We start from the raw sequence: 22,434 nt of genomic DNA on the forward strand, positions 1-22,434 counted from the left end.
TGCATTTCGACGTACTGCTCTCTTGCTAACAGCCCTCCGGGCCCGGTGCGGCCTCACGGAGAGCCATTACGGTGACGCTGTCGCCCGGACGGCGCGCAGCCTCCCCGGGCCTCCCCGGGAGCGCCGCGGCCAGGTGCGGCGGGGTGCCGGCCGACGGTTCCTTGCGGACGAAGGCGCGGCGCAGGGCGTGGTACGTCGCGTCCGGGTCGAAGAAGACGCGGTGCATCCGGGCCAGCTCCTCCTGCCGGTACGAGGCCAGCGGCCGGACCGTCTCGTCGCGCTCCCGGTCGGCCTTCTTGGCGGCGACCCGCGCCTGCGTGGCGGGCATCGAGGCCAGCCGTACGGCCGTCCCGGCGACCTCCGCGGCGAAGTCCTGCGGCCCGCATGCGACCAGTCGGTCCACGAGCCCGAGCCGCTGCGCGGTCACCGCGCTCACCGGCAGGGCCTCCCGCATGAGCCGGTCGGCCGTGTCGGTGCCCACCCGGCGCGGGAGGGTGTACGTCCAGCACTCCGAGCCGTACAGCCCCATCAGGCGGTAGTGCGGGTTCAGCACCGCGCCGGACCTGCACCACACCTCGTCCGCCGCCAGGGCCAGCATCACCCCGCCCGCGGCGGCGTTACCGCCCAGGGCGGAGACCACGAGGCGGTCGGTGGTCGTGAGGACGGCCTCCACCAGGTCGTCCATGGCGTTGATGTTGGCCCAGGACTCCTCGCCGGGGTCGGCGGCCGCCTCGATGACGTTGAGATGGATGCCGTTGGAGAAGAAGTCCGGGGTGCCGCCCAGCACCAGCAGCGAGGTGGGCCGGGAGCACGCCGCCCGGTAGGCGTCCAGCAGGCGCCGGCACTGCGCCGTGCTCATCGCGCCGCCGGGGAAGGAGAAGGACAGGAAGCCGGCCTGGCCGTCCTCCCGGTAGCGGATGTCGCTCCAGGTACGGCGCCGCCCGTCCGGGTGCGGCGGCGCCGGGCTCTCGGGAAGCTCCGGCAACCGGTCGGCGAGCGCCGTGGTGGCCGGCAGTTTGAAGGTGGCGGGGCCGCCCGGCCGGCGCCGGGGCCGCAGCTCCGGAATCCACACCGCCCCGTCGGTGGTGGCCCGGCAGACCGCGCCGTCCCGGGTGGCCAGCAGCTCGCCGGGGCGGCCGCGCAGGGTGTCCTCCGGGTGACCGCCGTGCAGATACCAGTCGGCGCCCAGCAGTTCGTCCAGCACGCCGGGCTGCGAGTCGGCCGCGCGCAGCTTGCGCAGCACCGTGTCGGTGGAGTCCGACTCCCAGTGGATCCGCCGCAGCCGCTGGTCGGCGTACGGCCGGACCTGTACGTCGGCCGCGTCGGCGCCGCCGCCCTGGGCCCGGGGGGTGAACGTGCCCGAGGCGAAGCGGTCGACGGCCAGCAGCACCGCCGCCATCGCGGCGTCGGAGATCTCGTTCCGGTACAGGTCGCTCTTGCCCACCGGCGGCACCGGGCAGGCGACCGTCGCCCACACGTCGCCGGCGTCCATCTCCGCGTCGGCCTGAAGGACGGTCACGCCCCACTCGGTCGCGTTCTCGTGGATCGCCCAGTCGAGGGAGGACGGCCCGCGGTCGCCGAGCGGCCCGGGGTGGACGATGAGGCAGGTGTGCGCCGCCCACACCTCCCGGGGGATGGCCGTCTTCAGCATCGGAGCGACGATCAGCTCCGGCTCGTACCGGCGAACCGCGGCCCGCAGGCCCTCCCCGTGCGGTGCGAGCTCGACGGACACGGTGTGGCCGCGGTCGCGCAGTTCGGCGTGGACCCGCTGCGTCAGGCTGTTGAACGCGCTCGCGACAAGCAGGACCTGCATGGCGTCCCTCCCACGTACCGGCAGCTCACAGCCGGGACCCGTCCGGCCGCCTGCGATCGTCGACCACCCGGACCGGACCCTGCCGGTGCCGGGCCGTCACGTCACTCGAAAGCGAGCACTTCGGCGCCCAGTCGGCGGCGGGACCGCGACGCGACGGGCTGAACGCAGTTCACCCGTTCCGGACCACCACGTATCTGGTCCGGACCCTTGGCGTGCCCTCGCGGCCGCCCGTCGAATCAGTCCTCTGTGCGTGGCGGACCCTCCCCCGCCACGCACAGAGCCCCTTCGTTCCGGCCCCGTCCCGCTACGGGCGGGCGGACCTGTTGCGGCTGATGGCGAACCCGGCCGCGAGCAGACCCAGGACGCCGACGACGAGCCCGGCGATCCCCAGGCCGCGGGCGGTGGAGTCGCTGGTCGCTGTCGCCACGGCGGCGGAGGTGGCAGGGGTCTTGGATACGGCGGACGAGGCCACCGGTGCTGCGGCCTTGGTGAGTTCCAGGACCGGGGCGGGGCTTTCCGGCTCGGCCTGGCCGGCCTGGGACTCCTCGATCCAGCGGACGATCTTGCCGTCGGAGTAGGTCTGCAGGGTCTTGAAGGTCAGCTGGTCGGTGTCGTCGGGGAGTTGGCCGAAGGCGACGTTGAAGTCCTGGTACTGGCCGGGCTTGATCTCGCCCTTGGTCCAGGTGATCTCGGAGACGGCTTCGCTGATGGTGCCGTCATCGGTCTTGATGGGGGTCTTGAGCCTGGTGGTCTTCACGTCGGCGGTCCAGCCCGCCTCGGGCGTGACGAGCACCGAGAGGATGGGGTGGTCGGTCGGCAGGAAGACCTGGACCTTGGTGGTGCCGGCGGTGTCCTCCTCGTTGGGAACCCGGAAGGTGAGGGTGCCGTCCGTGGCGCCCCTCTCGTAACTGCCGGGGTGGACGGTCACATGGGCGAAGGCCGCACCCGCGGCGGCCAGGACTCCGGTCGCGGCGAGGGTGCTGACGAGGGCGGTTCGGCGCAGGGCGCGGCGGACGGTGGTGAGTCTCGGGGACATGGGCGGAACTCCGTACTGGTGAAGAAGCGTTGGGGGACGGACGGGTACGGGTTCCTGTCGGCGGTCCACGGCGGGACACGGCATGGCGCAGGAGCAGTTGCCGCAGGGGCCTCGGTCCTGCGGTCGTCCCGTACGGAAGGTCCGCGTACGCGGGGACGGGCAGCGTGCTCCTCGGCGCCCGGCACCGGACGACCCTGCGCAGGAGGGACCACAGCGCGGCCTCCCCGCGCCGCAGCCACCACGAGGCGATGAGGGCGGCGACCAGGTGTGCCACCAGGGCGTGGTGGCCGGCCGGATACGCGGCGGCATCAGGCATACGCATGCCCGCCATCGGCATCGTCCCGGGCCCGGACCGGGCGGTGTCGAAGGCCAGGTGCAGGCCGGCCTGGGTGGCGAGCATCGCGGCGGTGATGGCGGGCAGCGACCGCTCCCGGCCACCGAACACGCAGCCGAGCAGGAACACCGCGAGGAAGGCGGTGCCGCTCGCCCCCGGCGGCGGCACCGCGCCCGCGGCCAGCCCGTGGCCGGCGGCGGCCAGCGAGACGCACAGCGCCGCGAAGACCGCCGCGCGCAGGATCCGTACCGCCGGGGAGGCGTTCATGGCCTCGGATACGGCACCGTCCGGTACTGCGTTCACCGTCACCTCGCGGAAGGAGCATACGTGCGCCTGCCGCGCCGGTACGCGATCTCCCCGAGCGCGGCGTCCATGGCCAGGAAGGCGGCCAACGGGAGGCCGAGCAGGGGCACGAACCAGCCGAGCACGGCGATCGCGGCGGCCAACGGGACGAGGACGAGGGGCGGGACCTGGCTCCAGGCGCCGCGCGGGATCGGGCGGCCGAAGGTGGAACCGCGGCCGCGCTGCCACCACATGCGGTAGCCCCACAGGATCAGGGAGATCAGGGCCAGGGCGAGTGCGGCCAGGGCGATCTGGTTGACGATGCCGAAGAGGCTCCCGGTGTGGGCGTCGATGCCCCAGCGGGTGAGCTTGGCGAGGACCGGGTAGTCGGCGAAGCGCAAGGTGTCGGTGACCGTGCCGGTGGTGGGGTCGACGGCGACGGAGTCCTGCTTCTCGGGCCAACTGCGCTGGATCTGCCTGACGACGTACGCCGAACCCGAGTCGGCGGGCGGGACGATCTCCACCGGGTCGGACAGGCCCTGGCTCCGGGCGGTCTCGAGAACGGCGTCGATGCCGACCCCGGCGGCCGTGCCGCTGCCTGCGGCGGCGCCGGGGTGCTCGGCGTGCCCGCCAGCGGCCCGCGCCGTGAGGGACGGGGTGGCCTGCCGCAGCGAGGTGCGCAGGTCGTCGATGCTCGCCCCGGCGTACGTGGACCAGGTCAGGCCGGTCGCCGACAGGAAGAACAGCCCTGCGGCCGCCCATACGCCGGCCGTCCCGTGCAGGGTCAGGGTGCGTCGACGGCCGGTGGCGCCCCGCAGTTTGCGCTGCGTACGGCGGCGGCTGAACCACAGCACCAGGCCGCCGCCGGTGATGACCCACAGCCAACTGGCCGCCAGTTCACTGTAGAGCCGGCCGTTCTCGCCGAGGTGGAGGTTGGCGTGCAGCTCGTCGATCCAGGTGCGCAGCGGCAGGGCGCCGGTGCTGCCGTACTGCTCCAGGGCCCCGCGCACCGCGCCGGTGTACGGGTCGACGAAGACCGCCAGGGTGTGGTCCTCGTCCACACCCGGGACTCCGGACAGCAGCACACGGGTCGTCGCGCCCGCCTCCGGTGAAGGGCGGACCGCACTGACCGTCCCCTCGGGGTGGGCCTCGCGGGCGGCGGCGACCTGCTGCGATATCGGCAGCACGGTCTTGCCGACGGGGACGCGCAACTCATGGGCGTACAGGAGCTTCTCGGCCTGGAAGGACCCGGCGTACAGCAGCCCGGTCGTGGCGGCCACCAGCAGGAAGGGGGCGACCAGCAGTCCCGCGTAGAAGTGCAGCCGCAGCACCAGCGGGCGCAGCGAGGCCCAGGAGGCCCTCCGGGTGGGTGCCGGGCGGGGCCCGGAAGCGTCCGTAGTCGGCGCGACCGGGGGCGGTTCGAGGGCCATCGGCGTTTCTCCTGATGCTGGGCCGGGGACGTACGCCACGGGTGGGGCCGTGGCATTCCAGTAGTCGGACCGCCGGGAGGGCGAGTTCCGGCGGTCCGCCGTGACGCGGGTCACAGCACGTCCGGGCGCGACTGGGCGGCGGACCGGCCCTAGCAGAGGCCGACGTCCGCCGGATGCGGATCGGCCCCCTTCTCCCCTGGACGGAGGGCTGGTGGCACGATGTCGGCCATGACCACCGGGCCTGCGTTCCGCCTTGCGCGCGCCGCGATCTTCGCGGCGGTGTGTGTGGCGACGACGGGGCTGGGGCACGCGCTGATGTCCGAGGCTGTGCCGGGATGGGCGGTGGCGTATGCCTTCGCCGCCACGACCGCCGGTGCGTGGTGGCTCGCCAGTCGGCGGGAGCGGGGCGCGCTGGCGGTGACCGGGGCGACCGTAGTGGCGCAGTTGGCGCTGCACGGGTTGTTCGCGGGTGCGCAGGCTTTCGTGGACGCGCCCGCATCCGCTGACGGTATGTCAGGTACGGGGATGGCGCACATGCGGCACGCCGCCGGACCTGGTTGGTCGGTGGGCATGGTGCTCGCGCACACCCTGGCGGCGCTGGTCTGCGGCCTGTGGTTGTGGCGGGGCGAAGCGGCCGTCTTCCGGGTCGGCCGGGCGCTGGCGGCCTTCGTGTTCGCGCCGTTGCGGCGGGCCCGGCGGGCGCATGACTTCGCCGGTGCGCGGCAGGCGGTCGTACGACGCGGGGTGGCCGCCGGGCGCCTGTTGCTGCCGCCGCACCGGGTGCTGCTGCGGCATGCCGTGTCCCGCAGGGGTCCGCCGGTCGCGCCGGTCTGCTGCTGACCGCCCGGTCCCGCTGGTGTGTGGGTGACGGGCGGAGTCCCGGCGTGCCTGCTCTCAGGGCCGCACCACCCACGTATCCGAAGGACCCTTGTCGATGCCCCCTGCCCTTGTACGGGATCGCACACGCGACGACGAACAGGTCACCCGATGGGCGCTCGCCGCCCGCACGGGCGACCGTGACGCGATCGAGCGCTTCGTACGCGCCACCCACCGCGATGTCTGGCGCTTCGTCGCCCACCTCAGCGCCGACGTGCCCGGCGCCGACGACCTCACCCAGGAGACCTATCTGCGGGCGCTGACCGGCCTGCCGCGCTTCGCCGGCCGCTCCTGCGCACGCACCTGGCTGCTGTCGATCGCCCGACGGGTGGTCGTGGACCGCTACCGTTCGGCGGCCGCCCGGCCCCGTATCGCCGCCAACTGCGACTGGCAGGCCGCGGCGGAGCGTACCCAGTCGCGCGGGCTGCCCGGCTTCGAGGAGGGCGTGGCACTGCTCGACCTGCTGAACGCCCTGGACGCCGCGCGCCGCGAGGCATTCGTCCTCACCCAGCTGTTCGGCCTGCCCTACGCCGAGGCCGCCGACGTGGTCGGCTGCCCGATCGGCACCGTACGTTCCCGCGTGGCCCGGGCCCGCGAGGACCTGACCGCGCTGCTGGCGGCGGCCGCCCACCTCAGTTAGTCGGGCCAACCCTGCCTGTGGTTCCCGGGCCGGCCCGGGAACCACAGGCGGCCGAAGCACGGGGAGGGCACGAGCGCACGCCCGGCCACCCTCGCGCCCCCGCGCCGGGCTGCGGGCGCGCTTCCCGCCCGGACCGTACGGGTAATTGCCGGGCAGTCCGGGCGGCCGGTCATCCCTCCGACCGCCGGAACCGAGCGGGAGGTCGATGACCATGTCCGACATCAATGGCCTGGAGCCGGTGGCCACGTTCTGCGGCGAGTGCAACTGCGGCTGCCCGCAGCTGTTCGTCGACCCCGGCGCCCCGGCCGAGCGACGGGTCGTGCTCACCGACGACTTCGGGCAGCGCGTCCAGATGAGCGCCGACCAGTTCTCCTCCCTGATCGAGGAGGCCAAGGCCGGCAAGCTCGACGGCGTGGCCACCGCCTAGTGCCACTCACGACGGCCCGCACGAATCCGGTGCGGGCCGCCGTGAGTGGTGGGCGAAGGGGTCAGTCGGCCGATCGCAGGGCGGGGATGGCGAGGTCGACCGGTCCCGCGCCCGCACCGCTGCTCTTGCAGGAGTCGTGGCAGTCCTTCTCCAGGCTGCAGCACAGCGAGCAGATCGCGCCCTGGTGGAAGGGGCAGCCCGCGATGTCGGGCCGCTCGAAGTCCTCCGCGCAGACCGTGCAGGTCATGGTCACGGCGGAGAGCAGACCGTCCTCCAGGACCAGGGGCTCGGCCAGGTCGTCGGTGCGGGCGATGTAGTACTTGCCCTTGGTGAGCACCGCGAACAGCGGCGAGAGCGCCATCGCGATGAACAGGGCGATGAAGGGCGAGAAGGCCTTGCCGTAGTCGCCGAAGGCGTTGAAGTACGCGGCGATGGAGATCGCGGAGGCGATGAGCATCGAGCCGAAGCCGACCGGGTTGAAGTTGTACAGGTGGGCCCGCTTGAACTCGATGTACGAAGGGCTCAGCTTCAGCGGCTTGTTGATGACGAGGTCGGCGACGACGGCGCCGATCCAGGCGATGGCGACGTTGGAGTAGAAGCCCAGCACCGTGTTGAGGAACCCGAAGACGCCGCCTTCCATCAGGGCGAGCGCGATACCGACGTTGAGGAAGATGTAGACGACGCGCCCGGGGTGCCGGTGGGTCAGCCGGGAGAAGAAGTTGGACCAGGACAGGGAGCCGGAGTAGGCGTTGGTGGTGTTGATCTTGATCTGGGACAGGATGACGAAGAAGGTGGCCAGGCCGAGCGCGACCGGCGCGGCGAAGGTCTTGAAGCCGGAGACGTACTGCTGGATCGGCTCGTTGGCCTTGGCCAGGCCGACGCTGCCGGCGATGTAGAAGGCCAGGAAGGCGCCACCGATCTGCTTGGCCGCACCGAGAACCACCCAGCCGGGGCCGGCGGACAGCACCGCACCCCACCACTTCTTCGCGTTCTGCGGGGTCTTGTCCGGCATGAAGCGCAGGTAGTCGACCTGCTCGCCGATCTGGGCGATCAGGGACAGGGCGACACCGGCGCCCGCACCGACGCCGAGCATGCTGATGGACGAACCGGTGGGCGAGTTGCCCGCGAAGTGGGTGAACTGCGAGAACGTGCCCGGGTCCTGGATCGCGATCGAGACGAAGGGGGCGACCATCAGCACCAGCCAGACCGGCTGCGTCCACACCTGCATCTTCGACAGCGCGGTCATCCCGTAGAAGACCAGCGGGAGGATGATCAGCGAGCAGATCAGATAGCCGACCGCGAGCGGGATGTGCAGGCCCAACTCCAGGGCCTGGGCCATGATCGAGCCCTCGAGGGCGAAGAAGATGAAGGTGAAGCTCGCGTAGATGACCGAGGTCAGGGTCGAGCCGAGGTAGCCGAAGCCCGCGCCCCGGGTCAGCAGGTCCATGTCGATGGAGTACTTCGCCGAGTAGTACGAGATCGGGATGCCGGTCAGGAAGATGGTGACGGCGGCGGCCAGGATCGCGACCAGCGCACTGCTGAACCCGTTGGAGATGGCGATGGATCCGCCGATCGCGAAGTCCGCGAGGTAGGCGATGCCGCCCAGCGCCGTGGTCGCCACCACGTAGGGCGTCCAGCGGCGGAAGGACTTCGGCGCGTAGCGCAGCGAGTAGTCCTCCAGGGTGCTGTTCTGCGTCCAGCCGTTGTACTTCCGGGCCGTCGTGCCGGTCGGGCCACCGGGAGTTTCCGTCGATCCCGGCGGGGGCGTAGGCGCCTGACTATCGACAATCTCCGTCACGGCTCTTCCCTCTTTCACGCAACTGGGTCACGTCCCGGGAGGCCCCGGGCATCGATGGAAGAGTCCCGTCAGGCTGTTTCCGATGCGTTTCGCATCGTTTAAATGGGAGTTCTCTGACAGGTAATTGGACGACGCGCGTAGATACCGGCCGCCAATAGCCCCATCGACCGGTGATGGCAGGTCAGGAGCGTTGCTCTACGCCGCAGGAGCCGGGATTCGCCGCCCCGTGGACGGCTTCCGGATTGCATACGGTCCGACGGTGGATTCGCCGTATCCGCCCGACGACGCTGTCGGGTCCGGCGTACTTGATCCACGAAAATTACCCTGTCCTAGAAACTATTTCCAGGGCAGGGTAATGTCAATGGCGAGGCCCGGAAGTGCGGACCGACGGGGCGCAGTTGGCCGGCAGGGGGTCAGAGTTGGGCGACGACGTCGAAGTCGAGCGCGTCCGCCCGGGCGAGATAGAGCCGCTGGTCGAGATGGTTGCCGCGCAACCGAAGCGCGCCGCGGGGGCCTTCGTACGTGACGGTGCCGCTCGCCCCGCGGATGGCCCCGACGTCCAGCGACCGGGCTCGCTCGGCCAGTGCCGCGAGCAGCCGCAGCCCCTCGAAGCACGACTCGCCGAGGCTGCCCACCACCGGGGCCTCCACGCCGAACCGGTTCGCGTAGCGGCGGCCGAAGTCCAGGCTCTCGGCGGTCGCCAGCGTCTCGAAGAACCCGGACGCGGCCCACAGTCCGACGGTGGCGTCGGCGCCTGTGGAGAGCAGCATGTTCTCGTCCATGTGCGTACTCAGCCGCAGGCACCGCTGGTCCAGCCCGTACGCGGCGAACGCCCGGCTGAAGCGCACCGCGTCGTAGCCGACCAGCAGCATCAGCACCGCGTCGGCCTCGCAGCGTTCGATCCGGCGCAGCACCGGCCCGAACTCCTGCGCCCCGAGCGGCACGAAGACCTCGTCCCGGACCCGGCCGCCACAGGCGCGGGCGTACCGGCGGGCGGCTGCGGCGGTCACCCTCGGCCAGACGTAGTCGTTGCCCACCGTGCACCAGCGCCGTACGCCGGTGGCTTCGGCCAGCAGCCGCATCGCCGGGAGGAGTTGTGCCGCGTCGGTCTCCCCGGTGAGGAACACGCCGGGGGTGCGCTCGCCGCCCTCGTACTGGGCGGTGTACACGTACGGCACGCGTCCCGCGATGCGCGGGGCCAGCGCCTTGCGCACGGCCGAGGTGTGCCAGCCCACCACCGCGTCCACCGCGCCGAGCGACACCAACGCCTCGACCTCGGCGGCCACGTGCTCGGGCGGCGCCCCTCCGTCGATCGCGACGAGGTGGACCTGCCGGTCCAGGACGCCGCCCGCGGCGTTGATCTCCTCCGTGGCGAGCTGCGCGGCCAGCTCACAGGACGGCCCGAAGACCCCGGCCGGCCCGTGCAGGGGCACGACGAGGGCGACGGCCAGCGTCTCGTCCGTGTCGCCGCAGCGCGCCGGCGGCCCCAGATGCATCAAGACCACCTCCGTGAGGGCCTGGAGGGTCGCGGTTTCCGGCCCCTGCCTCAGCACCCTCGCGGAGGCTCGTAATCTGTCCGAACAGTAGACCTACCGGAAGGACACCGGCAATGCCGTCCGAACCGTCGCAGGATCTCGCCCACCTCCTCAGCCACGCCCAGCGGCGCCTCGTCCAGCGCCTCGCCGTCGTGCTGGCCGAGGAGGACTGCTCGGTGGAGCAGTGGCGTGTCCTGTCGATCGCCGCAGACGGCAGCGGCCATCAGATGAGCGAGATCGCCGAGTACGCGCTGCTGCCGGCGCCCACGCTGACCAAGCTCGTCGACCGCATGATCACCGACAACCTCGTCTACCGCCGCCCCGACCCCGCTGACCGCCGCCGTGTCCTGCTCTACCTCTCCCCCCGAGGCCGCATCCTCCACCAGCGCGCCGCCCACCGCGTCCACGCCGAGCACGCCCGCCTCCTCGACGCCATCGGCGACCACGGCGAACTCGCCCGGGCCCTCCCCCTGCTCACCGCCGCCCTGGACGGTCAGCCGGCCGGCGGGTCGGCCCAGGTGGCCACCTGACTCCGGCTCAGCAGCGGTTGGCCCGTTCGGGGTCCGGGCGGCGCTGCGGCTCAGACCGGCGCGGGGACGGCGAGGTCGATGAGCGGGGCGTGCTGCTGGCCGCCGTAGGAGTCGGAGTCGTCGAGGTCCCCCTGGCGGACGGGGCGGGGGAAGGAGACCTTCACCGCCTGGGCGCGGTCGTGGTGGACGATCAGGACGTGCGCCGGGGCGATGCCGTAGAGCCCGGCGAAGAGCGGCGCGGTGAGGACGCCGGAGTCACGCAGGCGCTCGTACGTGGCCTGGTCCTTGGCGACGAAGTCGAAGGTGAGCCAGAACGGTCCGGCGTTCTTGGAGCGGATCAGGGAGCACAGGTCCAGCAGCCGGGTCACGGCGCGACCTCCTCGTGGACGGTACGGAAGGGTTCGTGCGGGGTGTCGGGAACCAGCACGTGGTGGAGGGTGAAGCGGTAGGCCGGGCCGCGGTCGGTCTCGGGCGGCGAGAACGGGTAGGCGATCGTGCTGGCCAGACCGCCGTACTCGGGGACGGGCAGGTGGGAGCTGGCGTGGGCGACGAAGGTCGCCACCGCGTGGGCGATCTCCTGGGTTTGCGCGGTGACGGTGATCAGCACGCCCAGCTCGTGCACGGGCTCCTCGCGATCGGGGTCGAGTGGTCCGAGGACGGCGTCGCGGCCGTAGAGGCGGTAGTCGACCTTCACGTCGTCGGGGTCGACACGGCCGCCGAACACATCGCTGATCTTGGCCCGGCCGCCTTCGACGCCGTGCGGTTGGTCCCGTACACCTCGTGGCCTGCGGCGACCAGGCGGCCGGCCATCCGGCCGCCCATCGCCCCGAGGCCGACGAATCCGATCGTGGTCATCGTTCCTGTCCTCTCGGCTGCCGTTTCCCTGACCGTCCTGGATCTCCTTCACGTCCTCGTCGGAGAGCTCCGGCCCCGCAGCCGCAAGGATCGGGAATGATCGGCCACGGCACGAGCGCTGACTCGGAAGCGGAGGTGAGGTGAGGTGGAGATGAACGCGGCTGCTCAGGAATCCGACGCCGACCGGCGGCGCCACTGGCGGGACCTGCTCGCGAGCGAGCGGGACGCCGAGGAGCTGTACACGCGGCTCGCCGAAGCCGAGTCGGGTGAGCGGCGCAAGATCTTCGAAGAGCTCGCCGGCATCGAGCGCAAGCACGCGGCCCACTGGGAGGCGAAGCTTCGCGACGCCGGGGCCGAGGTACCGCCGCCCGGGCGCCCGAGCCTGCGCACCAGATTTCTGAGCGCAGCCGCGCGGCGGCTGTCGACGCAGACGATCCTCCCCATGATCGAGCGCGCCGAGCGGGCCGACGCAGGGGTCTACGACCGCGACCCCGACGCCGCGCCGGGGATGGCCGCCGATGAGCGAGGGCACGCCCGTACCCTGGCCAAGCTGGTGGAGGGCGGCAAACCCGATCCGCGTCAGCAGATCGCGCACCGCGAGGGCTGGCACCGTGGCGACCGCTCCGGCGCGCTGCGGGCCGGGGTGTTCGGGATCAGCGACGGCCTCGTTTCGAACACCGCGCTGGTCATGGGCTTCGCGGGGTCGGGTTCCTCGCACAACGCGATCGTGCTGGCCGGCGTCGCCGGGCTGCTGGCCGGCTCGTTCTCGATGGCGGCGGGCGAGTTCGTGTCGATGTCGAGCCAGCGTGAGATGTACGAGCGGGAGATCTCGCTGGAGGCCCGGGAACTCGAGGAGAACCCGGAGGAGGAGCAGGCCGAGCTCGTTCTGCTCTACCGGGCCAAGGGTCTGGGGCGGGCCGAGGCGGAGGAGGTCGCCGAACAGATCATGGCCGATCGGACGGTGGCACTGGACACGCTCGCCCGCGAGGAGCTCGGCCTCGATCCTGACGCGCTCGGATCGCCCTGGTCTGCTGCGGCCTCAAGCCTGCTGGCGTTCGCGCTGGGCGCCTTCGTGGTGGTGCTGCCCTACCTGATCGGCGCAGGCACCGCGGCGCTGCTGACCGCTATCGGCTTGGCCGTCCTCGCGATGTTCGCCGTGGGCGCGGGGATCGGCGCGCTCAACGGGCGCTCGGTGCTGCGTTCGGGCGTCCGGCAGGTGCTGGTCGGTGCGCTGGCCGCGGGCGTCACGTATGCGGTGGGCCTGCTGATCGGCACGTCTGGGTCCTGACCGACCCCGACGCCGGGTTACCGATGGCTCGCTGGACGCCGGCGGCGGGCGAGGAGCAGCAGCGCTCCGGCCATGAGGGCGGCGGCGAGGCCGAGGAGTCCGACGGCGGTGGCCAGGTTGCCCGCGGCGGAGGCCCCGGCGAGGAGTACGAGGGGGCAGAGGAACTCGCCGATGAAGAAGGAGGCGGTCCACAGGCCGGTGCCGCGGCCTCGGTCGGCGTAGTCGAGCTTGGACATGGCGCGGGTGAGCAGGGACGGCAGGAGGATGCCGGTGCCGAGGCAGCAGATGAAGGCGCCGGCGATCAGGACCACCGGGTTGCCCGCGAAGCCGATCACCACGAACCCGGCGGCGCACAGGGCGAAGACGGCCGGCAGCGCGGGCTCCGGGCCCCGGCGCAGCTTGGTGAAGACGATCGCGCCGGCCACGGTGGCGGCGCTGGCGACGGCGGTGGCGAGTCCGATCACGCCGGTGGCCTTCACGCCGAGGTCGTCCATCAGGTACGACATCTCCACCGGGACGGTGTAGAAGACGAGGGCGCCGAAGACCGTCAGCGCGCAGGTCCCGGCCAACTGCCGCCAGGGGTACGGCCGCACCTCCGCCTTCGGGGAGGAAGAGACCTCCGGTGCGGGTTTCGGCAGGACGGCGGCCATCGCGGGGGCGAGCAGCAGGCTGACGGCGTAGATCCAGAAGGGTGCGCGCCAGCCGGCCGATCCGGCCGCGCCGCCGATGACGAAGAAGGCGGTCGCGGAGGCGGAGGCGCACATGGTCTGGAGGGCGAGGTAGCGGTCCCGTACGCGGCCGGTGTAGTAGTCGCCGATCAGCGTGGTGCAGCAGGTCATGATGGCGGCCTCGGTGATGCCGACGAGGGCGCGGCTGGCCACGATGGCGCCGAGCGAGTTCAGCCACAGCGGGGCGGTGCCGAACAGCGCGTACAGCACGGTGGCCACGACGAGCAGGCGCTTGCGGCCGAGCCGGTCGACGATGACGCCCGCGAAGGGGGCCAGCAGCGCCAGCGACAGGGCCGGGACCGTGAGGGCTATGGGGACCAGCACCTTGGCGCCGGGGACGTCGGCGAAGTGGTCCTGCATCTTCGGCAGCACCGGAGCGATCAGTACGGCGCCGAGGATCGGCAGGCAGCTGCCGGTCATCAGGAGCGTGACGCGCAGCCGGTGCGCGGAGCGGGACCCGCCCTCCGCGTCGGCGACGACGGGGGGCGGGGACGCGGGCGGAGGCACGGTTTCGGGCATGCGGGAACTCCACGTGGCTGTGTCAGCGGGGACGGGGGGGACGCGCCGTCGGCAGGAGGAGCCGCCCGGAAGCGCCGGGCGGGACTGGGTCGACTATGAGTCAGCGAACCGGCGCTGCCTAGTCTCCATCCGATCGATATACCGGATGCGGATCATCCGTGCCCTGGATGTGCCTCCGGCCCCGCCACCTCCGCACCGACCCGCGCCGCGGTCTCCCGGAGCCAGATGTGCGCCGCGTCGTGGGTGTGGACCGGGTGCCACCACATGGCCTCCTGGAGCGGCACGGCCTCGTAGGGTGGTTCCATGATCCGTACGGGGGCGACGCCGCGCAGCCGCTCGGCGAGCAGCTCCTGGACGAGGGCGATCCGGCGGGTCCCGGCGACCAGGAAGGGCAGCACCTGGAAGCTGTCGGCCGACACCTCCACCCGGGGTTCGACGCCGAGCATGCTCAGCTGGCGGACGGCCGGGGCGTCGTACGTGCGCTGGTACGTGACCCACGGCAGCCGCCGCAGGTCGTCCAGGGTGAGCCGGTCGCCGACCTCCGGATTGTCGTCGGCGACCAGGAGGACCCAGCGGTCCCGGAAGAGCTCGACGGCGGGGAAGCCGCTGACGACGCCGTGCGGCATGAGGAGCCCGTCGGCGGTGCTGAGCAGTGTCGCGCTGTTGTCGGTGATGCCGCCGGGCGGCTGCTGGAAACGCAGCCGGATGCCCGGTGCCTCGGTGTGCACGGCGCGGGCGAGTTCGGCGCCGAAGACGGCGACCGCGTAGTCGGAGGCCAGGATGGTGAACTCATGGGTCTCGCGGGCGGGATCGAAGTCCGCCTGGCTGCTGAAGACCCGTTCCAGCAGGTCGCAGGCGGTGGCGGTGCGGTCCAGCAGGGCCAGGCCCAGGGCGGTCAGCTCGTAGTGGCCGCCGTTGCGGGAGAGCAGGTCGTCGTCGAAGTGGCGGCGCAGCCGGGCCAGGGCGGCGCTCATCGCGGGCTGGCTGAGTCCGATGCGCTGCCCGGCCCTGGTGACGTTGCGTTCCTCCAGGAGCGCGCGCAGGGCGACGACGAGGTTGAGGTCCAGGCTGGCCAGGTTCACTTCATTCACCCCGCGGATGATCGGGATCCAGAGAATCGATTTCCCTGATCGTGTGGTGCAGGGCCAGATTAGTGCCACCGCAATCGGGAGGACATCTCCGTGAAACTCTTCGCAGGGCTCTTCGCCCTCGGCACCTTCTCCGCCGCCGGCCGGGCCCCCTCCGCCGGGCTGGTGGTCCCGGACGGCAGGGTGCTGGACCTGCGTACGACCACCCGGGCGCTCCTGGAGCGCTGGGACGAGGAGCTGCCGCGCCTGCGTGCCCTCGCGGCCAACCCGGCCGGGGCCTGGCAGCCGCTGGAGGGCCTGCGGGTGCACGCGCCCGTGGAGCCCCGGCAGATCTTCCAGTCCGGCGCCAACTACCGGCAGCACGTGATCGACCTGGAGGTCGCCCACCGCGCCCCCGACGACCCGCGCACCGAGGACGAGGCCCGGGCCGAGATCGCCGCGATCATGGACCGGCGTGCCGCCGAGGACCTGCCGTACGTCTTCATCGGCCTGCCGACGACGATCGCCGGCCCGTACGACGACGTGGTGCTGCCCGCCTGGGTCAAGAAGCCCGACTGGGAGCTGGAGCTGACCGCCGTCATCGGCCGCGCCGCCCACCGGGTCACGGTGGAGGAGGCCCTGGAGCACGTCGCGGGCTACACCATCGCCAACGACCTGACCGACCGGGCCACCGTCTTCCGCCGGGACATGCCCGCCATCGGCACCGACTGGCTGCGCTCCAAGAACGCCCCCGGCTTCACCCCGCTGGGGCCGTGGCTGGTCCCGGCGGAGTCCGTCGGCGACCCGGGCGACGTGCAGGTCACCCTCACGCTCAACGGCGACACCATGCAGGACGAGTCCACCAAGGACATGCTCTTCGACGTGGCCCGGATGGTGTCGTACGCCTCCCGGACCGCCCAGCTCCTGCCCGGCGACCTGGTCCTGACCGGCAGCCCGGCCGGCAACGGCATCCACTGGGGGCGGCTGCTGCGCGACGGCGACGTCATGGAGGGCACGATCACCGGGCTCGGCACCCAGCGCACCCGATGTGTCGCGGAGCCGGCATCATGACCCCGGACCACACCAACCCCACGGCGGCGATAGCCGAAGCGGCCGCCAAGTACTCCAACTGGGGCCGCTGGGGCGACGACGACGTGCTCGGCACCCTGAACTTCCTCGACGCCGCCAAGCGCGTCGAGGGCGCCGCGCTCGTCCGGCGAGGCGTCAGCTTCTCGCTCTCGCAGGCGTTCGACATGGACGGTCCGCAGAAGGGCTGGCGGCGGCGTACGAATCCGGTGCACACCATGCTGGACACCGGCACCGACGCAGCCCTCGGCAACCAGGGCTTCCCGCACGGCATCGGCGGCGCCGACGACGTGATCGCGATGCCCCTGCAGTGCTCCACCCAGTGGGACGGCCTCGGCCACATCTTCGACCACGGCAAGGCCTGGAACGGCCGCCCGGCGGAGAAGGTCGTCACCTCCGACGGCGATCTGGTCACCGGCATCGAGCACATGGCGCCGTACGTCGCCGGGCGCGGCGTCCTGCTGGACGTCGGCCATGTCATCGGCACGGACGGCGAACTGCCGGACGGATTCGCCATCACCGAGGAGCACCTGACCCTCACCGCCGCCGCGCACGGCGTGGCCGTCGGCCGGGGCGACATCGTCGCCGTACGGACCGGACGGCTGGCCCGCGCCCGCCGCGAGGGATGGGGCGAGTACGCGGGCGGCCCGGCGCCGGGGCTGAGCTTCACCACGGCGGCCTGGCTGCACGCGAGCGAGATAGCCGCGATCGCCACCGACACCTGGGGCTTCGAGGTGCGGCCCAACGAGTTCGACCACGCCTTCCAGCCGCTGCACCAGGTCGCCATCCCCAACATGGGCCTGCTCATCGGCGAGATGTGGGACCTCGACGCCCTGGCCGCCGACTGCGCGGACGACGGCGTGTACGAGTTCTGGCTCACCGCCGCCCCCCTGCCCATCACCGGAGCCGTCGGCTCACCGGTCAACCCCATCGCCGTCAAGTAGGCCGAGACCAACAAAGGAGTTGGCCATGACCAGCGTCAACACCGTCCTCGTCATCGGCGGAGGCACCGCCGGCAACGCCCTCACCATCCTGCTCCGCAGGGCCGGTGTCGGCGTCGACCTCGTCGAGGTCAAGCCGGACTGGAACGTCCGCGGATCCGGCATCACCCTCCAGGGCAACGCCCTGCGCGTGCTGCACGAACTCGGCGTATGGGACGAGGTACAGGAGCACGGCTTCGGCTTCGACACACTCGGGCTCACCGCAACCGACGGCACCGTTCTCCACGTCCAGCAGGACATCCGCACCGGCGGCCCGGACCTGCCTGCCACCGTCGGCATGCAGCGCCCGGAGCTGCAGCGCATCCTCATCGACGCCGTACGCGCCTCCGGTGCCGATGTGCGGCTCGGCACCAGCGTCGAGACCCTGCACCAGGACGCCGACGGGGTCGACGTCCGCTTCAGTGACGACGCCTTCAGCCGCTACGACCTCGTGGTCGCCGCCGACGGCCTGAACTCAGCCACCCGCGCCCTCATCGGCGTCCCCGACCGCCCCGAGCCCACCGGCATGGGCCTCTGGCGCGCCGCCGTCCCGCGGCCCAAGGGCCTGGAGCGCACCGACCTGGCCTACGGCGGCCCCTGCTTCATCGCGGGCTACTGCCCCACCGGCGAGAACACCGTCTACGCCTACCTGGCCGAGCCCAAGCGGGACCGCGCCACCATCGACCCCGCTTCCTACGCGGACGAGATGCGCCGCCTGGCCGCGGGCTACGGCGGCTTCTGGCCCGAGATCGCCGAGTCGATCACCGACCCGGTGCAGGTCAACTACACCTGGTTCGACCGGCATCTGGTCGAGGGCCCCTGGCACCGGGGCAGGGTCGTGCTGGTGGGCGACGCCGCGCACGCCTGCCCGCCCACCCTCGCGCAGGGGGCGGCGATGTCGCTGGAGGACGCCTCCGTACTCGCGGAGTTGCTCACCTCCGGCGGTGCGGTGGACGACGTGCTCACGGCCTACCAGGTGCGCCGCGCTCCCCGCGTACGCACGGTGGTGGACGCCTCCGTACAGCTCGGCCAGTGGCTGATGGAGGGGGTGCGGGACGCTGATGTGCCCGGCCTGATCGGCCGCACCATGACCATGCTGAGGGAGCGCCCGTGACGACCGCACCCACTGTGGACGTCCACGCGCACGTCCTCCTCCCCCAGCTCGAGGCGGCCGTCGCCGGACAGCCCGGGCTCGCCGCCGCCCGCGAGCTCGACGCCCGGCGCAACGGCCCCGATGCCCTGGCCGTCAGCGGCCCGATGGTGCGCGACCGCATCCCGCGCCTGACGGACGTCAAGGCCCGGCTGGCCGCGATGGACGCCGCCGGGGTCGACGTACAGCTCGTCTCGCCGTCCCCGTCGCACTACCACTACTGGGCGGACGAGGACCAGGCCCGTACGGTCTGGGAGCTGGCCAACACCGGCACCGCCGCGCACTGCGCGCATGCCCCCGACCGGCTCGTCGGGCTGGGGCTCGTACCGCTCCAGCACCCGGCGCTGGCCGTGGAGGCGCTGGACCACGCGCTCGCGCAAGGGCTGGTGGGGGTGGAGATCTCCTCGCACGCGCCGGGGCGTGACCTGTCCGATCCGACCTACGAACCCTTCTGGACGCGGGCGGAGGAGACCGGCGCGATCCTGTTCCTGCACCCCTTCGGGTGCACGCTCGATGAGCGGCTGGACCGCTGGTATCTGTCCAACACCGTCGGCCAGCCCACGGAGAACGCCGTCGCGCTCTCCCACCTGATCTTCTCCGGCGTCCTGGACCGGCACCCCGCGCTGAAGGTGATCGCGGCCCACGGCGGCGGCTATCTGCCCACCCACATCGGCCGCTCCGACCACGCCTGGCGGGCCCGCACCGACGCGTCCGCCGGCTGTGCGCACGAGCCGAGCAGCTACCTGCGCAGGCTGTACTTCGACTCCCTCGTCCACGACCCGTACGTCCTACGGGAGTTGATCCGGGTCGCAGGCCCGGACCGGGTGCTCCTCGGCTCCGACTTCCCCTTCGACATGGGCACCGACGACCCGCTGGCCGCGCTGCGCGACGCCGGTCTGCCCGACCCCGACTTCCAGGCCGTACGCGGTGCGAACGCCGCCGCCCTCCTCCTCAAGGACTGCTGACCATGCGCCTGCTCACCCACCTGCGGCACGTCGACCTGGCCGTGCCGGACTACGACAAGCAGCTCGACTTCTACTCCGGCGTCTGGGGCCTGACCAGGACCGCCGAGGACTCCGGCATCTCCTTCCTCGCCGCCGAGGGCAGCCCGGAACAGTACATCGTCCGGCTCCGCGAGGCCGACGAGAAGCGGCTCGACCTCGTCTCGTACGGCGCGGCCACCCCCGCCGATGTGGACACCCTCGCCGCGCAGCTGCTGGCCGACGGTGTGCGGCTGATCTCGCAGCCCGGCAAGCTCGACACCCCCGGCGGCGGCTACGGCTTCCGGTTCTTCGACGTCGACGGCCGCACCATCGAGGTGTCGGCGGACGTCGCCGCCCGGCAGCACCGCCGTATCGAGGAGAAGGAGTCCATCCCGGTCCGGCTCTCGCACGTCGTCCTCAACTCCCCCGACCTCAACCGCACCCGGGAGTGGTACGAGCGGCATCTGGGCTTCCGGCTCTCCGACACCCTCATGCACCCGAAAATGGGCGAGGCGATGCACTTCATGCGCATCAGCTCCCAGCACCACAGCATGGCCATCGCCCAGGGCCCGCACACCGCCCTGCACCACATCTCCTTCGAGCTGCGCGGCATCGACGAGTACATGTACGGCACCGGGCGGCTGCTGCGCGCCGGCACCCGCAAGATCTGGGGCCCCGGCCGCCACCTGGCGGGCAACAACACCTTCACGTACTTCCTCGACCCGCACGGCAACACGGTGGAGTACACCACCGAGTTGGAGGAACTGGACGAGGACACCTGGCATCCGCACGTCTACGACTTCTCCCAGCCCGAGGTCACCGACCAATGGGGCACGGCGAACGCGATGAACGAGCTGGTCGCCAAGGAGTCCTTCAACGACGTCGACCGCGGCGTCTTCGTCGCCCCGCCGGTGTAAGGGGCGCCCGCCATGCGTTTCGCCACTTACACCTACCAGGGCCGCGAGCACTGCGGCCTGGTCGACGGTGCCACCGTACGTCCCTTCCCCGAGGGCACCACGCTGCTCGCTCTCATCCGCTCCGGCCTTGCCCCGGACGCCCTGCCGCCCACCGGCGGCCCGGTCCCGCTGGCCGACGTACAGCTGCTGCCGCCGCTGGACCCGCCCACCATAAGGGACTTCGTCACCTTCGAGGAGCACGTCGAGGGCGTACGGCGCAGCATCGACCGGGCCACCGGGGTCCCGGAGGCCTGGTACGACGCGCCGACCTTCTACTTCACCAACCCGTACGCGGTGATCGGCCCGTACGACGACGTGCCCGTGCCGCCGGGCGCGGGCGTGCTGGACTTCGAGCTCGAGGTCGCGGTGGTCGTCGGCCGCGAGGGCCGCGACCTCACCCCCGGGCAGGCCCGCGACCACATCGCCGGGTACACGCTGTTCAACGACTGGTCGGCGCGCGATCTGCAGTCCCGCGAGATGCAGGTCGGTCTCGGCCCGTGCAAGGGCAAGGACACCGCCACCACCCTCGGCCCGTACCTCGTCACCCCGGACGAGCTGGAGCCGTACCGCGACGGCGACGGTTTCCTGCGCCTCGCCCTGACCGCCGAGATCAACGGCGAGGTCGTCGGCAAGGACCTGCTGTCCAACATGAGCTGGACCTTCGAGGAGATGATCGCCTACGCCTCCCGGGGCACCCGCGTCATGCCCGGCGACGTCCTCGGCTCCGGCACCTGCGGCAACGGCGGCTGCCTCGCCGAACTCTGGGGCGTACGGGGCGAACAGAGCCCGCCGCCGCTGAAGCCCGGCGACACGGTCACCCTCACCGCCGACGCCCTCGGCGCCGTCTCCAACACCGTCGTGCCCGGCCCGCCCCCTGTCACCCTCCCCACCGCCCGCAGCCGCCCGAGGACCCGCGCATAAAAGGCAGGACCCGCCCCATGTGCCAGCACCGCGTCTACACACTCCGGACCCACGAAGGCCTGGCCGCCTACCAGGACGTCTGGGCCCGGCACATCCCCAGCCTCGCCAAGCACGGCATCACCACGCACGGCGTCTGGACCGCTCCCGGGGCGGGGGTGCCCCAGCTCCACGCACTGGTCTCGTACGCCGACGGTGACGATCCGCAGGAGCGGGACGATGCGTACATGGCGAGCCCCCAGTTCCGGGCGGACCTGGCGGGCTTCGACATGAGCCAGTTCGTGAGCGTCACCGGCACGTCCCTGGCGCCCACCGACGCGTCCCCGCTGCGATGACCGGCGGCCGGCTGGCCGGAAAGGTCGCCCTGATCTCCGGCACCGCCCAGGGGCAGGGCCGGGCGGCGGCACTGCGGTTCGCCGCCGAGGGCGCGCTCGTGGTGGGCGGCGACGTGAACGAGGACGCCGCCCAGGAGACCGTGCGCCTGGTGACGGAGGCGGGCGGCACCATGATCACCCCGGCGCGGCTCGACGTCACCGACGAGGCCTCCGTCCGCGCCTGGGCCGACAGCGCCGTCACGGCCTTCGGACGGATCGACGTGCTGTACGCCAACGCCGGCGCGGTCCGCTTCGGCGCGGTGGACGAACAGTCCTACGTCGACTGGACCTTCACCGTACGAGCCGAACTGGACTCCGTCTTCCTGTCCGCCCGGGCCGCCTGGCCGCACCTGAAGGCCGGCCGCGGCAGCATCATCACCGTCGGCTCCACCGCCGGCCTCACCGGCTCCCTCACCAACCGGCGGGCGGCCCACTCGGCCACCAAGGGCGGCGTCATCGCCCTCACCCGCCAACTCGCCGCCGAGGGCGCCCCGTACGGCATCCGCGCCAACTGCATCAGCCCCGGCATGATCGACACCGAGGGCACCCGCGAGGACCTGCTGGCCCCCGACCACCCGATGCGGACCATCGCCGGCAGCATCCCGCTGGGCCGCCTCGGCACCCCGGACGACGTGATCCCGGCGGCCGTCTTCCTCGCCGGCGACGAAGCCGCGTACATCACCGGCGCCAACCTGGTGGTCGACGGCGGCTGGTCGATGGTGCTCCCCGGCGCTTAGGGCCTGTCTTGTGGATCTCCGCGGCGTCGCGTGCCCTGGCACCAGCGCTCGCGGCGTTGTCGTCAGTCAACGACGTCCCCCAGCCTGGCGGC

At 72.1% G+C, this 22,434-nt stretch carries 23 protein-coding genes; 13 read left to right on the plus strand and 10 right to left on the minus strand.

Annotation, left to right across the window (positions count from 1 at the left end; all coding sequences use genetic code 11):
* Window positions 1-25 precede the first annotated feature (25 nt).
* From ACFXJ5_RS13600 to ACFXJ5_RS13610, 3 genes are all read right to left on the minus strand, one after another.
* Window positions 26-1,813, minus strand: coding sequence for a hydrogenase maturation protein (locus tag ACFXJ5_RS13600; protein ID WP_384630531.1), 1,788 nt, complete (start codon window positions 1,811-1,813; stop codon window positions 26-28).
* Between the two features lie 304 nt (window positions 1,814-2,117).
* On the minus strand, window positions 2,118-2,849 hold the full coding sequence (locus ACFXJ5_RS13605; RefSeq protein WP_384630532.1) for a YcnI family protein: 732 nt from the start codon (window positions 2,847-2,849) through the stop codon (window positions 2,118-2,120).
* A gap of 639 nt (window positions 2,850-3,488) precedes the next feature.
* Complete coding sequence (locus ACFXJ5_RS13610; RefSeq protein ID WP_384630533.1) at window positions 3,489-4,895, minus strand: PepSY-associated TM helix domain-containing protein; 1,407 nt, start codon at window positions 4,893-4,895, stop codon at window positions 3,489-3,491.
* Window positions 4,896-5,123: 228 nt separating this feature from the next.
* On the opposite strand from ACFXJ5_RS13610, the gene ACFXJ5_RS13615 reads away from it, so the two are divergent.
* The 3 genes from ACFXJ5_RS13615 to ACFXJ5_RS13625 all read left to right on the plus strand — a co-directional run bounded on the left by ACFXJ5_RS13615 (window position 5,124) and on the right by ACFXJ5_RS13625 (window position 6,838).
* The gene (locus ACFXJ5_RS13615; RefSeq protein WP_384630534.1) at window positions 5,124-5,735 is read left to right on the plus strand and encodes a hypothetical protein; all 612 of its coding nucleotides are present in this window, start codon (window positions 5,124-5,126) and stop codon (window positions 5,733-5,735) included.
* A gap of 94 nt (window positions 5,736-5,829) precedes the next feature.
* Window positions 5,830-6,411, plus strand: coding sequence for a sigma-70 family RNA polymerase sigma factor (locus ACFXJ5_RS13620; protein WP_384630535.1), 582 nt, complete (start codon window positions 5,830-5,832; stop codon window positions 6,409-6,411).
* A gap of 211 nt (window positions 6,412-6,622) precedes the next feature.
* Complete coding sequence (locus ACFXJ5_RS13625) at window positions 6,623-6,838, plus strand: hypothetical protein (RefSeq protein ID WP_384630536.1); 216 nt, start codon at window positions 6,623-6,625, stop codon at window positions 6,836-6,838.
* Between the two features lie 61 nt (window positions 6,839-6,899).
* Here the strand turns inward: ACFXJ5_RS13625 and ACFXJ5_RS13630 are convergent, their stop codons facing one another.
* On the minus strand, window positions 6,900-8,636 hold the full coding sequence (locus ACFXJ5_RS13630; protein WP_384630537.1) for a purine-cytosine permease family protein: 1,737 nt from the start codon (window positions 8,634-8,636) through the stop codon (window positions 6,900-6,902).
* 413 nt (window positions 8,637-9,049) lie between these two features.
* The gene (locus ACFXJ5_RS13635; protein WP_384630538.1) at window positions 9,050-10,132 is read right to left on the minus strand and encodes a substrate-binding domain-containing protein; all 1,083 of its coding nucleotides are present in this window, start codon (window positions 10,130-10,132) and stop codon (window positions 9,050-9,052) included.
* Window positions 10,133-10,245: 113 nt separating this feature from the next.
* On the opposite strand from ACFXJ5_RS13635, the gene ACFXJ5_RS13640 reads away from it, so the two are divergent.
* Complete coding sequence (locus ACFXJ5_RS13640; protein WP_384630539.1) at window positions 10,246-10,701, plus strand: MarR family winged helix-turn-helix transcriptional regulator; 456 nt, start codon at window positions 10,246-10,248, stop codon at window positions 10,699-10,701.
* A gap of 50 nt (window positions 10,702-10,751) precedes the next feature.
* Here the strand turns inward: ACFXJ5_RS13640 and ACFXJ5_RS13645 are convergent, their stop codons facing one another.
* From ACFXJ5_RS13645 to ACFXJ5_RS13655, 3 genes are read right to left on the minus strand one after another with little or no spacing between them, the layout of a single operon-like run.
* Complete coding sequence (locus ACFXJ5_RS13645) at window positions 10,752-11,069, minus strand: DUF4387 domain-containing protein (RefSeq protein ID WP_384630540.1); 318 nt, start codon at window positions 11,067-11,069, stop codon at window positions 10,752-10,754.
* Complete coding sequence (locus ACFXJ5_RS13650; protein WP_384630541.1) at window positions 11,066-11,425, minus strand: hypothetical protein; 360 nt, start codon at window positions 11,423-11,425, stop codon at window positions 11,066-11,068. The genes ACFXJ5_RS13645 and ACFXJ5_RS13650 overlap by 4 nt, the downstream gene beginning before the upstream one ends.
* On the minus strand, window positions 11,392-11,556 hold the full coding sequence (locus ACFXJ5_RS13655; RefSeq protein ID WP_384630542.1) for an NAD(P)-binding domain-containing protein: 165 nt from the start codon (window positions 11,554-11,556) through the stop codon (window positions 11,392-11,394). Before ACFXJ5_RS13655 ends, ACFXJ5_RS13650 begins: the two co-directional genes overlap by 34 nt.
* A 151-nt stretch (window positions 11,557-11,707) precedes the next feature.
* Between ACFXJ5_RS13655 and ACFXJ5_RS13660 the strand changes: the two genes are divergently transcribed.
* Window positions 11,708-12,844, plus strand: coding sequence for a VIT1/CCC1 transporter family protein (locus ACFXJ5_RS13660; RefSeq protein WP_384630556.1), 1,137 nt, complete (start codon window positions 11,708-11,710; stop codon window positions 12,842-12,844).
* A gap of 17 nt (window positions 12,845-12,861) precedes the next feature.
* On the opposite strand, the gene ACFXJ5_RS13665 is transcribed toward ACFXJ5_RS13660, so the two are convergent.
* Both ACFXJ5_RS13665 and ACFXJ5_RS13670 read right to left on the minus strand, forming a co-directional pair.
* The gene (locus ACFXJ5_RS13665; RefSeq protein ID WP_384630543.1) at window positions 12,862-14,091 is read right to left on the minus strand and encodes an MFS transporter; all 1,230 of its coding nucleotides are present in this window, start codon (window positions 14,089-14,091) and stop codon (window positions 12,862-12,864) included.
* 152 nt (window positions 14,092-14,243) lie between these two features.
* Window positions 14,244-15,173, minus strand: coding sequence for a LysR family transcriptional regulator (locus ACFXJ5_RS13670; RefSeq protein ID WP_384630557.1), 930 nt, complete (start codon window positions 15,171-15,173; stop codon window positions 14,244-14,246).
* 93 nt (window positions 15,174-15,266) lie between these two features.
* On the opposite strand from ACFXJ5_RS13670, the gene ACFXJ5_RS13675 reads away from it, so the two are divergent.
* Genes ACFXJ5_RS13675 through ACFXJ5_RS13710 form a run of 8 tightly spaced genes read left to right on the plus strand, consistent with a single transcriptional unit; the run spans window position 15,267 to window position 22,342 of the window.
* The gene (locus ACFXJ5_RS13675; RefSeq protein WP_384630558.1) at window positions 15,267-16,229 is read left to right on the plus strand and encodes a fumarylacetoacetate hydrolase family protein; all 963 of its coding nucleotides are present in this window, start codon (window positions 15,267-15,269) and stop codon (window positions 16,227-16,229) included.
* Window positions 16,226-17,188 carry a cyclase family protein gene (locus ACFXJ5_RS13680; RefSeq protein WP_384630544.1) on the plus strand — a complete coding sequence of 321 codons (963 nt, stop codon included), beginning with the start codon at window positions 16,226-16,228 and terminating at the stop codon, window positions 17,186-17,188. Before ACFXJ5_RS13675 ends, ACFXJ5_RS13680 begins: the two co-directional genes overlap by 4 nt.
* Before the next feature lie 25 nt (window positions 17,189-17,213).
* Window positions 17,214-18,338 carry an FAD-dependent oxidoreductase gene (locus ACFXJ5_RS13685; protein ID WP_384630545.1) on the plus strand — a complete coding sequence of 375 codons (1,125 nt, stop codon included), beginning with the start codon at window positions 17,214-17,216 and terminating at the stop codon, window positions 18,336-18,338.
* On the plus strand, window positions 18,335-19,339 hold the full coding sequence (locus ACFXJ5_RS13690) for an amidohydrolase family protein (protein WP_384630546.1): 1,005 nt from the start codon (window positions 18,335-18,337) through the stop codon (window positions 19,337-19,339). The genes ACFXJ5_RS13685 and ACFXJ5_RS13690 overlap by 4 nt, the downstream gene beginning before the upstream one ends.
* A gap of 2 nt (window positions 19,340-19,341) precedes the next feature.
* Window positions 19,342-20,274: a VOC family protein gene (locus ACFXJ5_RS13695; protein ID WP_384630547.1), complete on the plus strand. Its 933-nt coding sequence runs from the start codon at window positions 19,342-19,344 to the stop codon at window positions 20,272-20,274.
* Between the two features lie 12 nt (window positions 20,275-20,286).
* Window positions 20,287-21,234, plus strand: coding sequence for a fumarylacetoacetate hydrolase family protein (locus ACFXJ5_RS13700; protein WP_384630548.1), 948 nt, complete (start codon window positions 20,287-20,289; stop codon window positions 21,232-21,234).
* Window positions 21,235-21,251: 17 nt separating this feature from the next.
* Entirely contained in the window at window positions 21,252-21,566 is a 315-nt protein-coding gene (locus ACFXJ5_RS13705; protein WP_384630549.1) for an NIPSNAP family protein, read from the plus strand.
* Complete coding sequence (locus ACFXJ5_RS13710; protein ID WP_384630550.1) at window positions 21,563-22,342, plus strand: SDR family NAD(P)-dependent oxidoreductase; 780 nt, start codon at window positions 21,563-21,565, stop codon at window positions 22,340-22,342. The genes ACFXJ5_RS13705 and ACFXJ5_RS13710 overlap by 4 nt, the downstream gene beginning before the upstream one ends.
* The last annotated feature ends 92 nt before the right edge of the window (window positions 22,343-22,434 follow it).

This window comes from Streptomyces sp. NPDC059373, from assembly GCF_042751495.1.
GTDB lineage: Bacteria > Actinomycetota > Actinomycetes > Streptomycetales > Streptomycetaceae > Actinacidiphila.